The sequence below is a fragment of the Lysobacter sp. MMG2 genome (assembly GCF_016735495.2).
In the GTDB taxonomy this organism is placed as follows: Bacteria; Pseudomonadota; Gammaproteobacteria; order Xanthomonadales; family Xanthomonadaceae; genus Lysobacter_J.
In genome coordinates this window covers 57653-75857 of record NZ_JAERQY020000001.1, presented here as the reverse complement: position 1 = coordinate 75857, position 18205 = coordinate 57653, and the positions used below count along the sequence as shown (strand labels likewise).

Below are 18205 nucleotides of genomic sequence, written 5' to 3'. Positions count from 1 at the left end.
GCGTCCTATCGTCGTGCGATGGGCCCGGGCATGGTTGAATACGATCCCTGACGGCGCGCCGCGCGCACGCCATCCCTTCCGGTGTGGACGATGGAACAAAGCGTATTTCCCCGGCTGAACCCGCGGGTGTTCTCCAACGATGGAACCGACTTGCAGTTCTGCACGACCTGCGCGTTCTCCCAGGCCTGCCTGGCCGAGGGAATGGACAAGAGCGCGCTGGCGGAACTGCACGTGCTGGTCGAGCACGTTGGTCCCTTGCAGGAGGGCGAGTTCGTGTTCCGCCAGGGCGATCCGTTCGACGCCATCGCCGCCGTTCGCGCCGGCACGGTGAAGACCACGACGATCGACCGCAGCGGACGGGAGCAGGTGCTCGGTTTCCATCTGCCGGGCGAAGTCATCGGCCTGAACGCCATCGACGGCAACACCTATCCGTGCAGCGCGGTCGCGCTGGATACGGTCATGCTGTGCCGCTTCTCGTTCCCGAAGATGTCGATGCTGGCCGGGCGCCTGCCGGGGTTGCAGCGGCAGTTGTTCCGCCTGATGAGCCGCGACATCGGCCATGCCTCGATGCTCGCCGGCGATTCCAGCGCCGACGAACGCGTCGCGGCGTTCCTGATCGGACTGTCGCGCCGGCTCGAAGCACGCGGGTTCTCGCCGCGCCGCTTCCAGCTGTCGATGCAGCGCGCCGACATCGCCAACCACCTGCGGATGACGCCGGAAACACTCAGCCGCATCTTCCGGCGCCTGCAGGGCAATGGATGGATCCAGGTGCACGGCCGTGAGGTCGAACTGCTCGACCGTGCACCGATGGACGAACTGGCCGCGCCCCTGCTGGATCACTGAGGCGGCGATGGCCGCTTACAACCGATGCGTGGCCGGCACTTCACTCGAAGACTGGCTGGCGATGGCGTGGTTCACATCGCGATGGCCGGCCTCGTCCTGGCGGACGGCGATGACGACGTCGCGCAGGCGGGCATCGCGCGGCAGCTGCCAGTAGTCGATGGCGAGCGCCGGCGCGGCGACGTTCTCGATGCGTCCGGCGTCGATCTCTTCCAGGTAGCGCGTGTAGCTCACGACGGCCTCTTCCTCGAAGTAGCCGACCAACCGGTGCGCCGTGCGGGAAGAGACGATGTACAGGCCCAGGTAGAACGTGAAGAACAGCGCCTGCGCGATCAGCACCATCATGCGTTCGAACCAGCTCGGCCGCGCGATCTCCATGAAGGTCATCAGGTGCATGCGCTCGTTGTCGGCTTCTTCCAGCAGCGTGCGGATCCAGCCTTCGTCGTCGCGCATCCAGCGCAGGCAGCGCAGGTGCAGCAGCGCGCCGCCGACCATGCCCGGGACTGCGGCGACCGTTTCCAGCACGATCGCGCGATTGCCGTAGCGCTTGGCGAACAGGGTGTCGGCGAAGAAACGCAGGGTGCGGGTGATGCCGTAGGCGATGCGGTCGGACAGGCCGGCCACCGTATGGTGGAGTTCGATCGGGATCGCCGGGGTGACGTCGGCTTTCATGGCGGGCTTCCGGGCCGGGCGGGGTGCCGGCCGATGGCGTGATGATCCGCCTCGCCCAAGGCACCCGGTTGATCTACATCAACCCGCCCTTCGATAGCCGGCGGCGGCGCCGTCTCACCAGCGCAGCATGGGCATGGGATTGAGCGGGTGGCGCAGCAGGTGCCGGCAGGAGAAGTGCAGCAACCGACGGTGGAAGCCCTCGTTGGGATAGTGGGCGAACACCTCGCGCCGGAACGCCCGCGGAATGCCGCCGGCAACCAGGCCGCGCGAGACGTCGGCCAGGTCGGCCAAGCGGAAGGTCTCCACCAGCGTGTCGTCCTGGTACGCGGTGAGCTTGTGGTGCTGGCCGATCATCTCGTCCACCTGCCAATCGCAATGGCCGTGGCCGTGCGCGTGCACCCAATCGTGCGCGCGTCGGCGCGACGGCGGCAGGTAGTCCCAGGTGCCGTCCGTCCAGATCCCCAGGTCGTGGAACGCCGCCGCGATGCTGATGGCCCGCAGCACGTCGTCGTCCACGCGCCGGCCGTGCATCTCCGCCAGCACGCAGCAGAAATTGGCGACACGGTAGGCGTGGTTGCGATAGGCGGCGAAGTCGCGGCCGAGCTGCGCGGCATGATGCTCGAGCACATCGTCCAGCAAGGGCAGGGCGGTGAGCATGGTCCCCTCCGGATGAGTGCCGGCCGCAGCCAGTCTACGCGCGCACCCTGCGTTGGCTTTGCCGGCTGTCCGGTTGTCGTGGCGTCCGTCGCGTGGTGGCGGGGGGCGATGCAGGCGACGCACGGACGTCCATCGCAGTCACGCCATCGCCAGCACGATCACGGTGCCCCAGGTGGTCAGAAGCACGTGCGCGACGGCCACCGACCCGGTATAGCCGATCACCGCGATCGGGCTGTCGGACTTCTCCTGCAGCGCCGCGAGGGCGGCGGTGAAGGTCTGCGCGCCGGAGATCGCACCCAGCAGCAGCAACGGGTCGATCCGCAGCACGCGCCGGCCGAACCAGAGCCCCAGCAGCAGCGGCGTCATCGTGACCAGCACGCCGCCGAAGAACAGCCCCACGCCCGACTCGCGCAGGGCCAGCAGGAAATGCGGCCCCGCACCCAGGCCGACCATCGCGACGAAGGCCGCCAGCCCGAAGGATTGCATCAGCTTCACAGCGGCGTCGGGGATGCGGCCGAACAGCGGGCGACGCGCGCGGACGTGGCCGACCACCAGCCCCGCCAGCAGCGCGCCGACGCTGGTGCCGATGCTGACGTCGATGCGCCCCACCGGCACGACCGCCAGCAGGCCGAACACCGCGCCCAGGAAGATCGCGAAGCCCACGACGATGAAGTCGGTGGCGTCGCTGGCGCGCACGATCTCGCCCAGTTCGCCGGCCGCGCGCAGTACCGCCTGCTCCGGGCCGACCAGTTGCACCATGTCGCCGCGTTCGATCGTCGTGCCGGTGCCGATGGGGATTTGCTGCCCGTTGCGCAGGATGCGCCGCAGGAAGACGGCGCGGACCTCGTCGCACTGCGCGATCTGCGCCAGCGTGTGCCCGATCCAGCGCGCCTTGCACACGAAGACCTCGTGCGCGGCCATCGGAATGTCGAGCAGGTCGGCGTCATCCACTTCACGTCCGCGCTCTCCCAGGATGCCCACCAGCACCTCGCGCCGGCCGCCGACGGCCACCACGTCGCCGGCGTGCACGATGGTGGAGGCATCGGCGTCCAGCAGTACGTCGTCGCGTCGCAGGCGATACACGAACAGCCGCGCGCCTTCGATCAGGCGTTCGGCGGCGGCAATGGCCAGGCCGGCCATGGGCGCGTCGGCGGGCACGCGGTAGGCGCGTGTCTCGAAGGGTTGCCAGGCCGATGCGACGCCGGCGCGCTGACGCACGATGCCGTAACGGGCCTCCAGCGCGATCGCGTGCGCCTTCAGGTCGATTCGCAGCAGCCACGGCCCGATCACGGTGCAGGTCAGGATCACGCCGAGCGCGCCGGACACGTAGCACAGCGCGTCGCCGACGCCGACATGCGCCACGTAGCGGGCCTTCGTTTCCGCGTCGATGGGCAAGGCCTGGATGGCCTCGGTCGCCGTGCCCATCGCAGGCGATTCGGTCAGTGCCCCCGACAGCATGCCGGCGGCCAGCCCGGGATCCAGCTGCAGCGCGCTCGCCACGCCCCACGCGACCAGCAACCCCACGGTCGGCATGAACACGGCGAGCGCCGCGAATCGCCAACCGTCGCCTTTCATCGCCGAGAGGAAGCGCGGACCGACTTCGTAGCCGATGCCGAACAGGAACAGCAGGAACACCAGCGACTTCGCGGTCGCCGAGACGGGCACCTCGAACGCCCAGCCCAGCAGCATGCCGGCCAGCAGCGATCCGGTGACGCCGCCGAGCACGAAACCTCGCACGCGCACGCCGCCCACGGCGTAGCCGATGCCCAGCGCTAGGTACACCGCCAGTTCCGGATAGCGCGACAGGATCGACGAGAACCACTCCATTCGGCCTCCCCCGGTCGCGCGGCGGCGCCCTTACAGCTTCGGTGGGTCGTAGAACACCATCAGGCGGACGTCGTCCAGGTCGGACTCGACGGGTCCTTCCTGTCGCACGTGCGCGTAGCGCAGGCGGATCAGCAGGCCCTGCAGGAAGCCATCGCCGATGGCCCACTGGAAGTTGAAGTCGTACTCGTCCTTGGCGTATTCGGTCGGCGATTGCGGATCGGAGCCGTCCACGTACAGCGCGTAGACGCTGGCGCCCTTGATGGTCTGGAAGGTGTAGCCGGCGCGCAGCAGCCAGGCGTCCTCGCCGTCGCGGTTGAAATCCTCGACCTGGACGCTGGTGTAACCGGGGTAACCGCTCCAGGGGTTCTGCATGTTGGTGTCGCCGCCAGCGCGCGTGTAAGCCGCAGTGAACAGCGCGCCGCCGTAGCCCAGTTCGGCCTTCGCGCCCCACTGGTCTGAGGAGAAGTCCGTGCCGCGCAACAGGTCGTCGCCGGCGCTCGACTGGTCGGAGTACTGCAACGCGAACTGCAGCTTCAGCTTCTCGGCCAGCGGAATTCCATAGCGGGCCTCGGTGTAGAAGATCTGGATGATGTCATCGCTGTAGTAGCCGATCGCACCCACCGAGAAGGCGCCTTTCTTGAAGTTGGCGCCCAGCGCGTAGACGCCGCGCTCCACGCCGTCCGGCGCGCCCGCGTCCTGCGCCATGGAGACGAACTCGTCGGAGTTGCGCTCCTTGATCTCATCGAAATACCCGCCGCCCACGCGCCACTCCGGACGCCCTTCGTCGCCGCCGTAGAGGCCCTGCAGGGTGATGGCCTGGAAGGTATTGGGCGTCATGCGCGCGTCGTTGCGGTTGATGTAGGGCGTGTCGATGCCGCGGCGGCCCAGGCTCAGCCGGGTGTCGTCGTTGATCAGGAATTCGCCGTAGACCTCGCCCAGCACGGTGTAGCCTTCCTGGCCGGGTTTCAGCAGCAGCGTCCCGTCTTTATCCTCGGGGCCGTAAAGCTTCTGCGAGGTATAACCCGTCGCGCCGAAGGCGAACCGCTCGCGGAAGTAGCCGGTCTTGAAGCCGACCGAGCCACCCAGCGCCCACGCTTCGCTTTCGGTGTTGTCGTACTTGTCGCGACCCAGGTAGAACGTGCGCGCCTGCACGTCCCATTTGGTGTCCTGCCACGCCTTGCGGCGCGTCTCGCGTATCCACGCCGCGCGGTCGCGCGGGGCGAACGCCTCGTCGAGCGGCGTCTGCCCCTGTTCGGTGGACGACGGCTCCGCCTCGACGTACTCGTCGTCTTCCACGCTGGCAGGCGGCGCGGCCTGCGTCTGCGCATGCGCGGAGCAGGCCAATGCGATCGACAGCAGCCCACAGGTCGCCATGGGAGCTGCGCGCGCGACAAGACGGTAAGCCTCCATGGCTCCTCCTTATTGCGAAAGCACCATCGCGAAGTAACCGAACACGGTGTACAGCACGCCGGACACCGCGTAGCCCACGGGGAATCCGACCCACGGCACCGTGCTGTCGATCTCCTTCGCCGCCTCGCGTGCGGGGCCGGAGTGCGAACGCGATCCCGCCACGCCGCCCATCAGCACGGCCGGGTTGATCTTGAAGACGTGGTAGCCGATCGCCCAGGTGATGAACGGTGGAATGGTGCTGGCGATGAAGCCGGCGAGGAAGATCTTCACCGCGATCGAACCGGTGAGCTGCTCCAGCAGCGTCGCACCGGCGTTGATGCCGACGATGGCGATGAAGGTCACCAGCCCCAGGTCTTCCAGGATGTTGCGCGCGGCGTTGGGCGTGCTGCCGAAATAGCGCAGGCGCGAAACCACCGACGACACCAGGATGCCCGACAGCAGCAACCCGCCCGCGTTGCCCAGGCCCACGGAGAAATCGCCGACAGGCACATTGATCTTGCCCACCAGCAGGCCCAGCACCATGCCCGCGGACAGCGTGAGCAGGTCGGTCGAGGTGCTCGGCCGCGCGACCTTGCCCAGCAGCCCGGCGGCCTTGTCGACAGCGCTCCTCAGGCCCGTCACGAAGATCACGTCCAGGCGCTTGAGCGGCGTATCGGCGCCGAACGGCAGCGGCTCGCCGGAGCGTTCCACGCGCGTCACCTGCACCTGGCCGGCGAAGTCCTCCGCCGCCAGCGCACGCAGCGGCTGGCCGTCGAACTTCTTCTCCGTCACGAGGATCTCGGCCTGGTCGAGCGGCACGCTCAAGGCCTTCGGGTCGTCGACTTCGGCGCCGATGAGCCCCAGGTTGTCGGTGAGGTCCTGCAGACGTCCGCCCAGTGCGATGACATCGCCCTGCTGCAGTACGAGGTCCGGCGCGGCGCCGAGCACCTCATCGCCGCGCCGCACGTTGGCGACGCGATACTGCGGGTACGTCTTGCGCAGCTGGGCGATGCTCTGGCCCGCGGTCTGCGCATTGTCCAGCCGGTAGGCGCGCAGGCCGCCGCCACGGTAACCGGTGAGCGCGGCGTCATCGACGTTGCGCACGCCGTGCTTGAGTTCGTACTCGCGCGCGGCCTTGCGCGCGTCCACGCCCCACCAGCGCGGCAGGTATTTGCAGATCAGGATGATGCCGACCGTGCCCCAGATGTAGGTCACGCCGTAGCCGAGGGCGATCATGCCCGACACTTGTTCGGCCGTGACGCCCGCAGGCAGCTTGTACGCGCCTTGCTCCACGGCCATCTCGGCGGTGCCGATGGCGGCCGACATCGTCTGCGAGCCGGCCAGGATGCCGCCCGCCGCGCCGGCCGGCAGGGCGAGCATCTTCGAGGCGATCACCACCAGCACCAGGCCGAGGACGGCGCAGATGACCGCAAGGATGGTGAAGGTGATGCCGTCCTTCTTCAGGCTGTTGAAGAACGCCGGGCCCACGCGCAGGCCCACGCCGTACATGAAGAGGTAGTAGAAGAGCGACTTGGCGAAGTTGTCCAGCTGCAGCTTCACGCCGTAAGTGGACGCCCAGGTTGCCAGCGCAGCACCCACCACCACGGCCGCGGCGACCATGCCCAGGCCGTAGCCTTTGACCGAGAACTTTCCGACCAGCACCGCCATGCCGACGGTGAAGAACAGCAGGATGTACGGATTGTCGGCGAGGAACTGAAAGAACCCTTGCATGGCGGCAGTCTCCTTGCGTCCTTGAGTCGGTCAGTGCAGCGAGCCGGCGCGACGGCCGGCCAGTGCAGACGGCTTGATCAGCTTGATGCCCTGCGCGGCGTGGTAGCCGTGGATCTCCTTGACGTCCAGCTTGCGCATGAACGCGATCGTGTCGGCACCGATGACCTGGCCCGGCACCATGATCGGGAACCCGGGCGGGTAGGGAATGACGAAGTTCGCCGACACCATTTCCGGACCGTCGCGCAGACGCTTGTCGATGTCCTCGCTGCCCAGTCGCACGTACTCGCAGTTGTCTTCGTCGTAGGCCATGAAGAACGCGGGCCGCATGTGGCCTTCGTTGCTGGCGCCGTCGGGCTGGTCGCGGAACGCGTCGTGGAAACGGCTGAAGTTCGGCAGGTCCGGAACGTCGGTCATCAACGCGCGGACACGGTCGTCGAACACCGTCCGGTCGAGCGCGCCGCCCTGCGCCAGGCGCGATTCGATCTCACGCGACAGGTCGGCCAGCGCCTTGATCAGCAGCGCCGCATCGCTGTGCGTGTTGTTGATGTTGGTCTGCACCAGGACGCTGTTGCGCGAGGTCTTGTTGATCTGGATGTCGAAGCGTTCGGCGAGCAGCCCCTTGAACTGCGTGCCATCGAACCCGGCCGCGCCGCAGATCAGCGTTAGGCGCGTGGGATCGAGCGCGAACTCGTCGTGATCCAGTGCCTCGATCGCGTCCAGCCAGCTCGAATCCGGCGGGCCGTAATCCCGCAGTCCCGACTCGCGGAACTCCGCGGGGATCATGTCCTCCGGCGTGGCCACGCGGAAGTATTTCGAGATCAGCGGGTGCGTGTTGATCGCACGGCGGATCTTCAGCGCCAGGTCGGTCATGCGCAGCGTGAGGCCGTAGCCCTCCAGTTCCATCTGGCGCCGCGCAAGGTCGAGGGACGCGATCAGCTGCAGGTTCGGCGAGGTCGAGGTGTGCGCGAAGAACGCCTCCTCGAAGGGGCCTTCCACGTGATGGAAGTCCTCGTCCCACACCAGCATCATCGAGCCCTGGCGGAACGCCGACATCGACTTGTGCGTGGAATTGGTCTGGTACACGCGGATGCGTACGCGGTCCGGGTCCGGCAGCAGGCGTTCGTCCAGCAGCGCCGGATCGGCCGGGTCGAACTCGCCGCGCTTGGCCTTCCACGCGGCGTATTCGTCCCGGTAGGCCTGGCTGTGGTAACGCTGCGTGAGCACGGCGGCCGCGCCCATCGCGGTGCGGCGGCGGTGCATCGGGTTGAAGCGGGCGAAACCGAACCAGGCTTCGTCCCACAGGAAGATCAGGTCGGGCTTGATCGCCAGGCATTCCTCCATCACCCGGCGCGGGTTGTACATGTGCCCGTCGAAGGTGCAGTTGGTCATGTCGACGACCTTGACGCGGTCCAGCTTGCCGCCGGCGGCGCAGTCCAGCAGCGCCTGCTTGATCGTGCGCAACGGCACCGCGCCGTACATCGAGTACTGCGTCAGCGGGAAGGCCTCGACGTAGTAAGGCTGCGCGCCGCTCAACACGAATCCGTAGTGGTGCGACTTGTGGCAGTTGCGGTCGACGATGACGATGTCGCCCGGCTTGCACACCGCCTGCACGACGATCTTGTTGGACGTGGAGGTGCCGTTGGTGCCCAGGTACGCGCGCTTGGCGCCGAACGCACGCGCCACGGCATTCTGTGCGCGTTTGATGTTGCCGGTGGGCTCCAGCAGGCTGTCGAGCCCGCCGGTGGTGGCGGAGGACTCGGCGAACAGAATGTTGGTGCCGTAGAAGTGGCCCATGTCGCGGATCCAGTTGGATCCGAAGATGGACTTGCCGCGTGCGATGGGCAGCGCATGGAACGTACCGATGGGCCGCATCGCGTACTTCTTGAGGTTGTCGAAGTAGGGCGTTTCGTAGCGGTCGTTGACGCCGTCGATGATCGACAGATGGATCTCCATCGGCTCTTCGACGTGGTGGAACACGCGCCGCAGCGGCGCGGCCTCGTCGCTGCCGGCGACCGATTCGGGCGCGCGATCGGTCAGCAGGTACAGGTCCAGTTCGGGCCGCGAGTTCTTGATCGTGCGGGCCAACGTGAGCGACATCGTGCCCGGCCGCACGTCGTCGGCATCCAGTGACACGTGCCGGGAGACGAAGTCCTTGAGATCGGGGATGTCGTGATGGGAGGAGAATCCGAAGCCGTCGACGAGCACCACGGCCTGCAGGTCGTGGTTGACGATCATCGCCAGCGCAGCGTCTTCGAAGCTGCCGGCATGCACGACGGCATAGTGGAAGGGATCTTCCGCTCGCCGCATGCGCCGCATTTCGTCCTTGGAGCGCAACCACTGCGCGGGATCGGCCGGCGTGACCACCAGTACTTCGAAGTAGGGCTTGTCCTGCACGCCGAGGATGTCGGGCGGCAGCGCATCGAGCACGTTGCGGTCCAGATCGTCGTCCAGCTCCCAGGCGTTCTCGTCGCGCCGGTAATCGCCCGACAGGATCGCCGAGGACACCTTCTGCACCAGCCGCGCGAACAGGGCGGCATCGCCGTCGGCCAGCGCCTGGCGCAGCGCGGCCAGCAGCCGTTCGCCAGGGTAGGCCCAGCATTGTTCAAGCCGCATGGCTTCAGCGAACTGCTTGGTGCAACGCTCGCGGCCTTGCGCGGCATTGGCCCCGCCACCGGCCCACGCGCGAGCAGCGGCGTTGAGGTGGCGCCACTGGTCGGCGCGCAGCGAAGCGGCGACAAGAACGTTGGCAAGTCGCGGCGATTCTTTCTGGGAAGGATCCTGGTTCATACCCGTGCTCCGTACGCATGGCGGCGACAAGCTTCTGGCAGTGCAGGCCAGGACCGGGCGGCTCACGTGGAGCACGACGGCTCAGGCTAGTGAAAGCAATCCTCGCCAAAGCCTATGCCCGGAAAAATGCAGGGAAAATTGGCCCTTGGCCCAACAACCGCCGTGCGTGTGAAGGCGCTGCGGCCGCCTCCCGTCGGCTAACCGCCCTGCGTGGGCCCGTCCCAATGCGCTTTGGGCACGATTTTTGGCGACTCCGGGTCGGCTTCGTAGTTGGGCGACATGATCTGCACGCCGGCTTCGTTGAAGGCGTCCTGGATGTTGGCGTGCAGCGTGCTGCGTGCGATCAGGCGCTGCTGCACATCGGGAATGCGCGCGCGCAGCACGTACTCCACGTAGAAGTCGGACAACGCCGCCTGGGCGACGAACGGGGCCGGCGTGGATTGCACGCCCGGCGTGCGCTGCGCGGCATCGAGCAGCAGCCGGTGCACCTGCCGCCACGGCGCGTCGTAGCCGATGGTCACCTTGGCCTCGATCCACATGCCCGGGCCATCGGGATTGCGCGAGAAGTTCTGCAACTTTCCGCCGAGCACGACGTTGTTCGGATAGCTCACTTCCACGCCCAGCGGCGTGCGCAGGCGCGTGGTGAACAGGCCGATCTGCTGCACGGTGCCTTCGGTGTCGTCGATGCGGATCACGTCGCCGGGCGTCATCGTGCGCGAATAAAGCAGGGTCAGGCCGCCCGCCGCCTGGCTGACGATGCTGGAGGCGCCCAGCGAGATCATCAGGCCGACGAACACGCTCAGGCCCTTGAACGCATCCGTTTCGGCGCCAGGCAGGTACGGGTAGGCCATCGCCAGCGCGAACAGCCAGATCAGCGCGGTGAAGATCTTGCGCGTGGGTTCGGCCAGTTGCTGGTCGATCCCCAGCAACTGGAAGCGCCCGGCTTCCACGCCGTGGAAGGTCACGCGCAGCGCCTGCGACACCAGTCGGGCGAGGATGAAAATGAGGAACGCGCTGAACAGCCCCGGCAGCGCGGAAACGATGGCATTGCCCAGGCTTACGGTGCGCGAGGTGATCCAGCCCGTCATCGCCGCCGCCCACGGCTGCGTGTAAGGGAAGCGGCCGAAGGCGAAACGCAGCCATTCTTCGAAGGTGAGGGCGACGATCAGCCACATCGCCAATCGCGCCAGCCCGCGCGCACTGGCGATGAGCCCGGCGAGCATCTGCCGTGCGGATTCGCTCTTGAGTTGCGCCAGCCGCGCGACGACCCAGGCGTCGACCCGATGGCGCACGCGCAGCACCAGCCGGTACAACAGCCACAGCAGCGCGATGGCGGCCACGGTGGCCACCGCCACCCAGAGCAGGCCCTGCAGAACGCGTTGCGGCATGCGGGCCTGTTCGCCCGCGCGCACCGCGGTGTCCAGGCGCGTGATCGTCTGCGCGCGCAGCTGATCCAGGCTCTGGCCGCCCAGCACGTCGCGGTCGGCCGGCACGATCACCGTGACCAGTTGTCCCGACAGGAGGATCGCCACGCCCTGCGGCACCGCCTGGTAGCCGACCTTCGCCATGCCGGGTTCATCGACGATGCGCGCGATGTTGGCCTGCGCCACCTCCGCGCGCCGCGTCGGTGAGTTGCCGAAGAACGGCACGCGGAAGGTCACGATGTCGCGGTTGAAGTAGCGCAGCGTCGCCGGTGCGTGGGCAGGCGGGGCGGCGGCGGCCGGTGGCGGTGCGGGCTCGGGGGCGGGCTGGCGCGCACTCGCGGCGCAGGCGAACGCGGCCAGGGCGATGCCGAGCATCGTCCCCGCGAGATGCCGCATCACGTGGCGGTGGCCGGCCTCCATGGGCTGTCGTCAGAACCGGTAGACGGCGCCAAGGCGAATGCCGCTGTCGGTGAAGTCGAGGTTGCCGATGAAGTCATCGCGCCGCGAGTCGGCTTCGATCCTGCGCACGGTGTAGTCCAGCGACAAACCGGCCCGCTCCCACGGGAACCACTCCACGCCCAGGCGGCCGAAGGTGATGTCCGCATCGATGTTGTCGATGTCGGCCGAGAAATAGCCCACGTCCGCCGAGAACCGCCAGTCGTCCAGCGGTGCCCAGCGCCAGCTGCCGCCGATGCTGGGGGCGGGCAGGTCGGCGTCGACGTCCTCGCGGATCGCGCCGTCGATGCGGTTGCCCTGTGCGTCCACCTGCAGCGATAGCTCCAGGTTCATCCGGTACCAGACCAGGCCGACGCGCGGGCCCAGCGCCCAGCGGTCATTGTTCACGCCCCACCAGACGTAGTAGAGGTCGTACGCGTCCAGGTCCACTTCGGCGCGCAGCGTGCTCTGCGCCTCGAACGTCGTGTCCTCGAAGGTGATCGACCGGTTGGTCGTGCGCGAGGCCGACGCGTCGTCCTGGTAGTAGGACAGGCCGAACTCGTGGTTGTCGAACGGCCGCCAGGTGACGCCGACGACCGCGACGGTATTGCTTTCGTCCAGGCCGAGGTCGCGCTGTAGGTCGATGCGCGTGCCCGACTCGGTCTCGCCGTCGGCCCGCACTTCGGTGTCGAACTCGGTGATGTAGCCGCCGATGCGGGCGCTGAAGGTGTCCAGCGGCTCGATCGCGCGGGCCTGCATCGAGGTCATCGCCAGCAGGACTGCCAGGGGAAGGGCAATGCGGGTGTTCATGGTGCCTCCCATCGACATTGTGTGGTTCAACGTGACTGTGCCGCCGTGCGCAGCCCGACCAGGCGCGCGACCATGATCGCCAGGTAGAGCTGCCCGATGATGGCTTCGAAGACCGCCAACCCCCTCATCACCGGCGTGGCCGGCGCGAAGTCGCCGTAGCCTAGCGTCGCCAATGTGACGAAGCTGAAATAAATCGCGTCTCCCATGGAGACTCCACGGGGCGGCACCAGTCCGCCGGCCAACAGCGAGCCCGGGTCCAGCCGCGCCACCGCCGCATAGACCACGCCCCAGCACACGCCGATCAGCAGGTAGGCGCTGAGCGCCGCGTACAGGCGTTCGGCCCGGATGCGCACGCTGGCAAGGGAATAGCGCACCGCGCGGTAGGCCGCGATCAGCGCGATCGCGCCCCACGCCATCGCCGCCGCCACCTGCAGGGCGGTGCCGGGCAGGGTGGTGGAGATCCAGCGCAGGGCCAGGGCCACGGCGATCAGGCCCCACAGCACGCGGCGCTCGCCCAGCAGCAGGGAGGGGAAGACCGCGGCGACCAGGTTGACCGCCAGGAAGGCTTCCATGAGCGTGCGCCCGAACCGCATCGCCTCCAGCAACGGGCCGATGGCGATGGTCAGCAGCAGCGAGAAGAACAGCATCGCGTAACGGTGCTGGCGCAATGAGGACGGGCTGCGGGAGATCGGCGTGTCCATCCTCAGCCCGACGCATCCGGCACATAGAAGAACACCGCCGCCAGGATCAGGTACACCGCCAGCAGCTGCACGCCGCGCAGCCAGTCGGTGCGTCCGTCGCTGGTGATCTGCCCGGTGATGAGCACCGAGAACACGATCGTCAGCACCAGCCCCGGCCCGAACACCAGCCCCATCGGATGCGGCCCCATCACGTAGCTCAGCAGCACCAGCAGCGGCGCCACCAGCAGCGCGAGCTGCACGCTGGCGCCCATCACGATGGACATCGCCAGGTCCATGCGGTTCTGGCGCGCGGAGACGATCGCCGTGGCCTGTTCGGCCGCGCCGCCGATCACCGCCAGCACGAACACGCCGGTGAAGGCGTCCGACAGCCCCAGTTCCTCGCTCGCCGGTTCCACCGCGCCGACCAGGATCTCGCTCAGCCAGATGATGCCCAGGCTCACCGCCGCCAAGACGATGACCGCCTTCTTCGGGCTCCACAACGGGCCGTGATGGGCGTGGGCCGCGTCTGCGTGCGATGACGACGCCGTATCGGCGGCCTGCGCCGCCTTGCGCGCGTTGGCGGCGCGACCGGCGGCCAGCGTATAGCCCACGTTGGCGACGTAGACCAGCAGCAGCGCCACTGCGATCCAGGCGCTGATGGAGTTCAGCGCTTCCCCGGCGTCGGGCACGATGGCGCCGTAGCCGGCGGGCATGATCAGCGCGATCACCGCCAGCGTCAGCATCGTCGCCTGCGTGCGCGCGGAGCGGGCGTCGTAACGCTGTTCACCATGGCGCACACCGCCCACCACCATCGCCACGCCGAGCACGAACAGGATGTTGCCGATGATCGTGCCGGCGATGGACGCCTTGACCATGTCGTGCAGGCCGCCGCGCAGCGCCGCCAGCGCGATGATCAGCTCGGCCGCGTTGCCGAAGGTCGCGTTGAGCAGCCCGCCGATGCCCGGCCCGAGACGCACGGCAAGCGAGCCGGTGGCCTGCGCCATCAGCGAGGCCAGCGGGATGATGCCGGCACCGGCGACGAGGAAGATCAGCAGCGAGCGCTCCGGAGCGAAGTGCTCCAATGCGATCGCGATCGGCATGAGGATGAGCAGCCATTTCATCTCGACCGACTCCTCACTGGGTGGTGGCGGGTGTGGCGGACTCGTTCGGTAGCGCTTCGTTCGCGGCCACGTCCTGCATCTGACCGAAGCTGCCGCCCAGGGCGAGGTGCAGGTCGACGCGCCGGCTCAGGCGTTCGCGTTGCACGCTCAGCAGGGCGATCTCGGCCGACCAGGCCGCGAGCTGGCGCTGGCTCACCGCGCGCAGATCGGAGCGGCCGATGCGATAGGCCGATTCCTCCATGCGCGTGATGTCTCGGTTGGCCTGCGTGGCCTCACTCAGGATGCGTTCGCGCTCGGCCAGCACGCGTTCGGCGTTGAGCGCGTCTTCGACTTCGTCCAGCGCGATGAGCGCACGGCGCGCGTAGTCGGCCACGGCTTCCTTCTGTTCGGCGGTGCGAAGGTGCACCTGGCCCGTCAGCGCACCACCGGTGTAGATCGGCGCGATCACGGTGGCGGAGGTGCTGCTGATGGTCTTTTCCAGATCCTGGCGCGTCTCGACCACCTTGTTGCTGATGCGCCCGTACCCGGCGGAAAGCGAAAGCGTGGGCAGCATCGCCGCCTTCGCTTCGCCGACGCGGTCGAACGCGGCCGCGACACGGCGCTGCGCGGCGATCATGTCGGGACGACGGTCCAGCACGTCCATCGGAATCCCCACCGGCACCGGCGCAGGGAAGGGCGTCAACGTGCCGCGCGCGGCCAGCGTCGCGCCCGGATACCGGCCCAGCAGCAGCTCCAGCGCACGCAAGGCCTGGCGATGCGCGAGCTCCATCTGCTGCTGCGCGTCCTGGTACGTGGCGAGGTTGGCCTGGGAGATCATGACCTCGCTCTGCGTGCCCGCACCGACGCGCACCCGATCGCCCGACAGATCGACCAGCCGCTGGCCGGCATCGGCCATCTCGCCGGCGAGCGCGACCTGCATGCGCGTTTCGTTCACCACGAACCACGCGCGTGCCACGCTCGCGGCCAGCGACTGTTGCGCATAGCGGTAATCGGCGCTGCTGGCATCGCGCGCCGCGCGGGCGGCGTTGCGCGCGTAGCGCATGCGGCCCCACAGGTCGATCTCCCAGCTCAGGCGCAGCATCACGCCGCTGAGCAGGGGCACCAGGTCGGAGATCGGCTTGGAGCCGCCGCGCCCGATCAGCCCGATCGCCGGCTTGAGGTTGGCCTCGGCCATGTCGACCTGCGCGTTCGCCTGCTCCACGCGCGCGGCCGCCATGATCAGGTCCGGGTTCTTCGCCAGCGCCTCGTGCACGAGCTGGGTGAGCGTGGGATCGTTGAAGCTCGCCAGCCAGTCCTCGTCGATGCGCGCGGCGCTGACCTGCGCGGACCAGTTCGGCGGAATGGCGACCTGGCCCAGCGCCTGTTCTCGCACCTCATCGCCGGTGGGCTCGGGCAATACCGCGCAGCCGGCGGCGAGCGTGAGCACGCAGGCGAGCCCCAGCGGAATCGCCTTGGTCGCGCAGTGGCTCGCCGGGCGCGGGCTCATCGTCGCCTCAGTGCAGTTTCAGCACGAGCCAGTCGAGCTTGCTGCCCACCCGCAGGATCACCTTGCGGATGATGTGCAGCAGCTTGCCGCGTTCGGTGTAGATCGCGCCCTGGCCCTGCGCGCCCATCGCGATGAAGGTGTCGGCGTCGCGCCCGGTCGGACGCAGGCGCACGGCGATGCGGCCCAGCGGAAGCGGCGTCGTTCCGCTCTGCGGAATCATGCCGCTGATCGGCAGCTGGCCCGTGGCCGAGGCCCAGACGATCGAATCCACCGCGCATTTGATGATCCGGTTGGGGTGCGTCTTGAGCGCGATCTCCGCCTCGTTGCCGGGGGCGACGTTGGCCAGTTCGTTCTGCGAGAACATCGCCAGCACGATCTGCTCCTTCTCCACGAAGCTCATCACCGGCGTGAGCGGCAGGCTGGCGGCGAAGGAGCCTTCACGCAGTTGCAGGTTGATGACGGTGCCGTCGGCCGGCGCGTAGACCGTGGTCTGCTCCAGCTGCCAGCGCGCCTGGATGATCTGCGCCTTGAGCTGTTCCACCGCCGCGCGCGCCTGCGCCACTTCCGACAGCTGACCACCGGGCGTCTTCGCCGAGATCTTCTGCTGCACCTGCGCCATCTGCGCGGTGGTGGAGGTCAGTTCCGAACGCAGGCTGGCCGCTTCGGTCTGCGCCTGCTCGTGGTCGAACTTGGAGCCGGCGCCGGTGGAGGCGAGTTCGGCGGTCTGGCGTTCGCGCTTGATCGCCAGGGCGAGACGCGAATTGAGCGCATCGCGCGTGGAGCTGGCCTGGCGCAGTTGCTCGTTCAGTTCACGCTGGTACGCCTGCGCGGTATCGAGCTTGGCCTCCATCTCCGGCAGCTTGGCCTCCAGCGCCGCCAGCTCCTGCTGGAAGGGCACCGGGTCGATGCGGAACAGCACCTCGCCCTTCTTCACCGGGCGATTGGGCTCCAGCGGAACGGCGATCACGCGCCCGCTCACGCGCGGCACCACCTGCACCACGTAGTTGATCACGCGCACGTCGGAGGAGGAGGGCGCGACCACGTTGAGGATCAGGATCATCGCCGTCAGCGCGAAGATCGGCAGCGAGACCACGATGATCTGCGAGACGAAATTCCACGGCAGCCACTTGAACTTGAAGAAGATCAGCCAGACGAAGAACGAGTAGATCAGCAGCAGGATGATCTCCATGATTCACTCCTCGTCGCCGGCCACAGCGGGCCGTTGCGGCTTCGCGTTGGCATTGCCCATCGCCATCGCCATCTCCAGCGATCGGATGCGGCGGCGCAATTCATCCACTTCGGCCTGCGATTCGGTGGCGCGAGCATCCACGACGGGCGCCTGCGGTTCCGGTGGCGCGGCGCGTTCAGCATCCTGCAGCGGCGTGAGCGCATCGCCGCCGTGGCCGTGGCGGTCGTCGACGTCGGTTCCGTAGGCCATGCGGTGCAGCACCGGCTTGGTGTAGGCCCACAGCCAGGCCAAGGGCCACAGCAGGCCGCCGAAGAACAGCGACAGCAGGCACAGCGTCTTGATCGCGTCCAGCTGCGGATGGCGGCGTTTCTCTGCGATCTTCTCCGGCAGGATGTGCACGATCCAGAACACCGCGATCAGCACCACCGGCACGATGATCAGCGCCAGCCAGGCGACGACATTGGCGGCGGCGTCGAGGGCGTCGCCGCTCAACAACGAGGCGTGCGCCAGGGACGGCGCCGTCGCAAGCGCAAGCAGGACGAAATGCGGCGCGCAAGCGCGCCCGCGGACATGGCGGTTATCCGGATTCATGGCTCTTTCCCCGCGTCGCGGGGCGCCACGCCGCCGCGATGTTCCACCGCTCCCAGGATCGCGCCGATCAGCGACTCGTCGTCCACCGGCTTGCACAGGTAGGCCTCGGCGCCTCCGTTGAGCGCACGCTGGCGGCCCTCGGTCGTGTCGTTTCCGGTCAGCACCACCACGGGCACGCTGAGCTTGCGTTGCTGGAGCGCGTCCTGCACGTCGAAGCCGCTCAGCCCCGGCATGTGAAGATCCAGGACCACGCAGTCGGGCGCGCTGTCTTGCGCGTGGCGCAGGAATTCGTTGCCTGATGCATAGACCAGGACCTCGAATCCGGCGGACCGAAGCAGGCGGTGCAGCGCACGGCGCACGTCTTCTTCGTCATCCACCACGGCAATGGTGAGCGATCGTCCGAGCATCGCCGCAAACCTCGCGCGAGCCGTCCTTCCCCCGCAATTGGCCCTTGGCCCAACACACCCTTCATTGCGCACAGGAGTACATTGTTCGGCGCATCTGCCCCAAACGGATCAAGTGTCCGCGCGGCAAGAAGCGTGCCGACCCGCGCCCTCGCGTTGCGT

The 18205-nt window shown here is 67.9% G+C and carries 15 protein-coding genes; 1 reads left to right on the top strand and 14 read right to left on the bottom strand.

What is annotated here, in order from left to right:
- The first annotated feature begins 90 nt into the window (after positions 1 to 90).
- On the top strand, positions 91 to 843 hold the full coding sequence (locus tag JI752_RS00360) for a cyclic nucleotide-binding domain-containing protein (RefSeq protein WP_216957905.1): 753 nt from the start codon (positions 91 to 93) through the stop codon (positions 841 to 843).
- A 15-nt stretch (positions 844 to 858) separates the two neighbouring features.
- On the opposite strand, the gene JI752_RS00355 is transcribed toward JI752_RS00360, so the two are convergent.
- From JI752_RS00355 to JI752_RS00290, 14 genes are all read right to left on the bottom strand, one after another.
- Complete coding sequence (locus JI752_RS00355; protein ID WP_216957903.1) at positions 859 to 1512, bottom strand: alternative oxidase; 654 nt, start codon at positions 1510 to 1512, stop codon at positions 859 to 861.
- Between the two features lie 114 nt (positions 1513 to 1626).
- Entirely contained in the window at positions 1627 to 2169 is a 543-nt protein-coding gene (locus JI752_RS00350; protein ID WP_216957901.1) for a hypothetical protein, read from the bottom strand.
- Positions 2170 to 2307: 138 nt separating this feature from the next.
- Positions 2308 to 3996 (bottom strand): hypothetical protein, encoded by a 1689-nt coding sequence (locus JI752_RS00345; RefSeq protein ID WP_216957899.1) that lies wholly within the window; start codon positions 3994 to 3996, stop codon positions 2308 to 2310.
- Positions 3997 to 4026: 30 nt separating this feature from the next.
- Complete coding sequence (locus tag JI752_RS00340; RefSeq protein ID WP_216957897.1) at positions 4027 to 5406, bottom strand: OprD family outer membrane porin; 1380 nt, start codon at positions 5404 to 5406, stop codon at positions 4027 to 4029.
- Positions 5407 to 5415: 9 nt separating this feature from the next.
- Positions 5416 to 7116: a hypothetical protein gene (locus JI752_RS00335; protein WP_216957895.1), complete on the bottom strand. Its 1701-nt coding sequence runs from the start codon at positions 7114 to 7116 to the stop codon at positions 5416 to 5418.
- A 30-nt stretch (positions 7117 to 7146) separates the two neighbouring features.
- Positions 7147 to 9903 carry a hypothetical protein gene (locus JI752_RS00330; protein ID WP_216957894.1) on the bottom strand — a complete coding sequence of 919 codons (2757 nt, stop codon included), beginning with the start codon at positions 9901 to 9903 and terminating at the stop codon, positions 7147 to 7149.
- A gap of 197 nt (positions 9904 to 10100) precedes the next feature.
- Positions 10101 to 11747 (bottom strand): mechanosensitive ion channel family protein, encoded by a 1647-nt coding sequence (locus JI752_RS00325; protein WP_216957892.1) that lies wholly within the window; start codon positions 11745 to 11747, stop codon positions 10101 to 10103.
- 9 nt (positions 11748 to 11756) lie between these two features.
- Complete coding sequence (locus JI752_RS00320; protein ID WP_216957889.1) at positions 11757 to 12572, bottom strand: porin family protein; 816 nt, start codon at positions 12570 to 12572, stop codon at positions 11757 to 11759.
- A gap of 26 nt (positions 12573 to 12598) precedes the next feature.
- Positions 12599 to 13273 (bottom strand): potassium channel family protein, encoded by a 675-nt coding sequence (locus JI752_RS00315; RefSeq protein ID WP_216957888.1) that lies wholly within the window; start codon positions 13271 to 13273, stop codon positions 12599 to 12601.
- A 2-nt stretch (positions 13274 to 13275) separates the two neighbouring features.
- Positions 13276 to 14373, bottom strand: a complete 1098-nt coding sequence (gene cax / locus JI752_RS00310; RefSeq protein WP_216957886.1) for a calcium/proton exchanger — start codon at positions 14371 to 14373, stop codon at positions 13276 to 13278.
- Between the two features lie 13 nt (positions 14374 to 14386).
- Entirely contained in the window at positions 14387 to 15859 is a 1473-nt protein-coding gene (locus JI752_RS00305) for an efflux transporter outer membrane subunit (protein WP_216957884.1), read from the bottom strand.
- Between the two features lie 7 nt (positions 15860 to 15866).
- Complete coding sequence (locus JI752_RS00300) at positions 15867 to 17048, bottom strand: HlyD family secretion protein (protein WP_216957882.1); 1182 nt, start codon at positions 17046 to 17048, stop codon at positions 15867 to 15869.
- Between the two features lie 3 nt (positions 17049 to 17051).
- The gene (locus JI752_RS00295; protein ID WP_216957879.1) at positions 17052 to 17639 is read right to left on the bottom strand and encodes a DUF3302 domain-containing protein; all 588 of its coding nucleotides are present in this window, start codon (positions 17637 to 17639) and stop codon (positions 17052 to 17054) included.
- A complete protein-coding gene (locus JI752_RS00290; RefSeq protein ID WP_216957877.1) occupies positions 17636 to 18016 on the bottom strand; it encodes a response regulator in 381 nt (126 codons plus the stop codon). The genes JI752_RS00295 and JI752_RS00290 overlap by 4 nt, the downstream gene beginning before the upstream one ends.
- Between the last annotated feature and the right edge of the window lie 189 nt (positions 18017 to 18205).

Bases quoted from the DNA above. Each gene is read 5' to 3' on its own strand.
- JI752_RS00360 (WP_216957905.1), top strand. From the start codon at position 91: ATGGAACAAAGCGTATTTCCCCGGCTGAACCCGCGGGTGTTCTCCAAC.
- JI752_RS00355 (WP_216957903.1), bottom strand. From the start codon at position 1,512: ATGAAAGCCGACGTCACCCCGGCGATCCCGATCGAACTCCACCATACG.
- JI752_RS00350 (WP_216957901.1), bottom strand. From the start codon at position 2,169: ATGCTCACCGCCCTGCCCTTGCTGGACGATGTGCTCGAGCATCATGCC.
- JI752_RS00345 (WP_216957899.1), bottom strand. From the start codon at position 3,996: ATGGAGTGGTTCTCGTCGATCCTGTCGCGCTATCCGGAACTGGCGGTG.
- JI752_RS00340 (WP_216957897.1), bottom strand. From the start codon at position 5,406: ATGGAGGCTTACCGTCTTGTCGCGCGCGCAGCTCCCATGGCGACCTGT.
- JI752_RS00335 (WP_216957895.1), bottom strand. From the start codon at position 7,116: ATGCAAGGGTTCTTTCAGTTCCTCGCCGACAATCCGTACATCCTGCTG.
- JI752_RS00330 (WP_216957894.1), bottom strand. From the start codon at position 9,903: ATGAACCAGGATCCTTCCCAGAAAGAATCGCCGCGACTTGCCAACGTT.
- JI752_RS00325 (WP_216957892.1), bottom strand. From the start codon at position 11,747: ATGGAGGCCGGCCACCGCCACGTGATGCGGCATCTCGCGGGGACGATG.
- JI752_RS00320 (WP_216957889.1), bottom strand. From the start codon at position 12,572: ATGAACACCCGCATTGCCCTTCCCCTGGCAGTCCTGCTGGCGATGACC.
- JI752_RS00315 (WP_216957888.1), bottom strand. From the start codon at position 13,273: ATGGACACGCCGATCTCCCGCAGCCCGTCCTCATTGCGCCAGCACCGT.
- cax (WP_216957886.1), bottom strand. From the start codon at position 14,373: ATGAAATGGCTGCTCATCCTCATGCCGATCGCGATCGCATTGGAGCAC.
- JI752_RS00305 (WP_216957884.1), bottom strand. From the start codon at position 15,859: ATGAGCCCGCGCCCGGCGAGCCACTGCGCGACCAAGGCGATTCCGCTG.
- JI752_RS00300 (WP_216957882.1), bottom strand. From the start codon at position 17,048: ATGGAGATCATCCTGCTGCTGATCTACTCGTTCTTCGTCTGGCTGATC.
- JI752_RS00295 (WP_216957879.1), bottom strand. From the start codon at position 17,639: ATGAATCCGGATAACCGCCATGTCCGCGGGCGCGCTTGCGCGCCGCAT.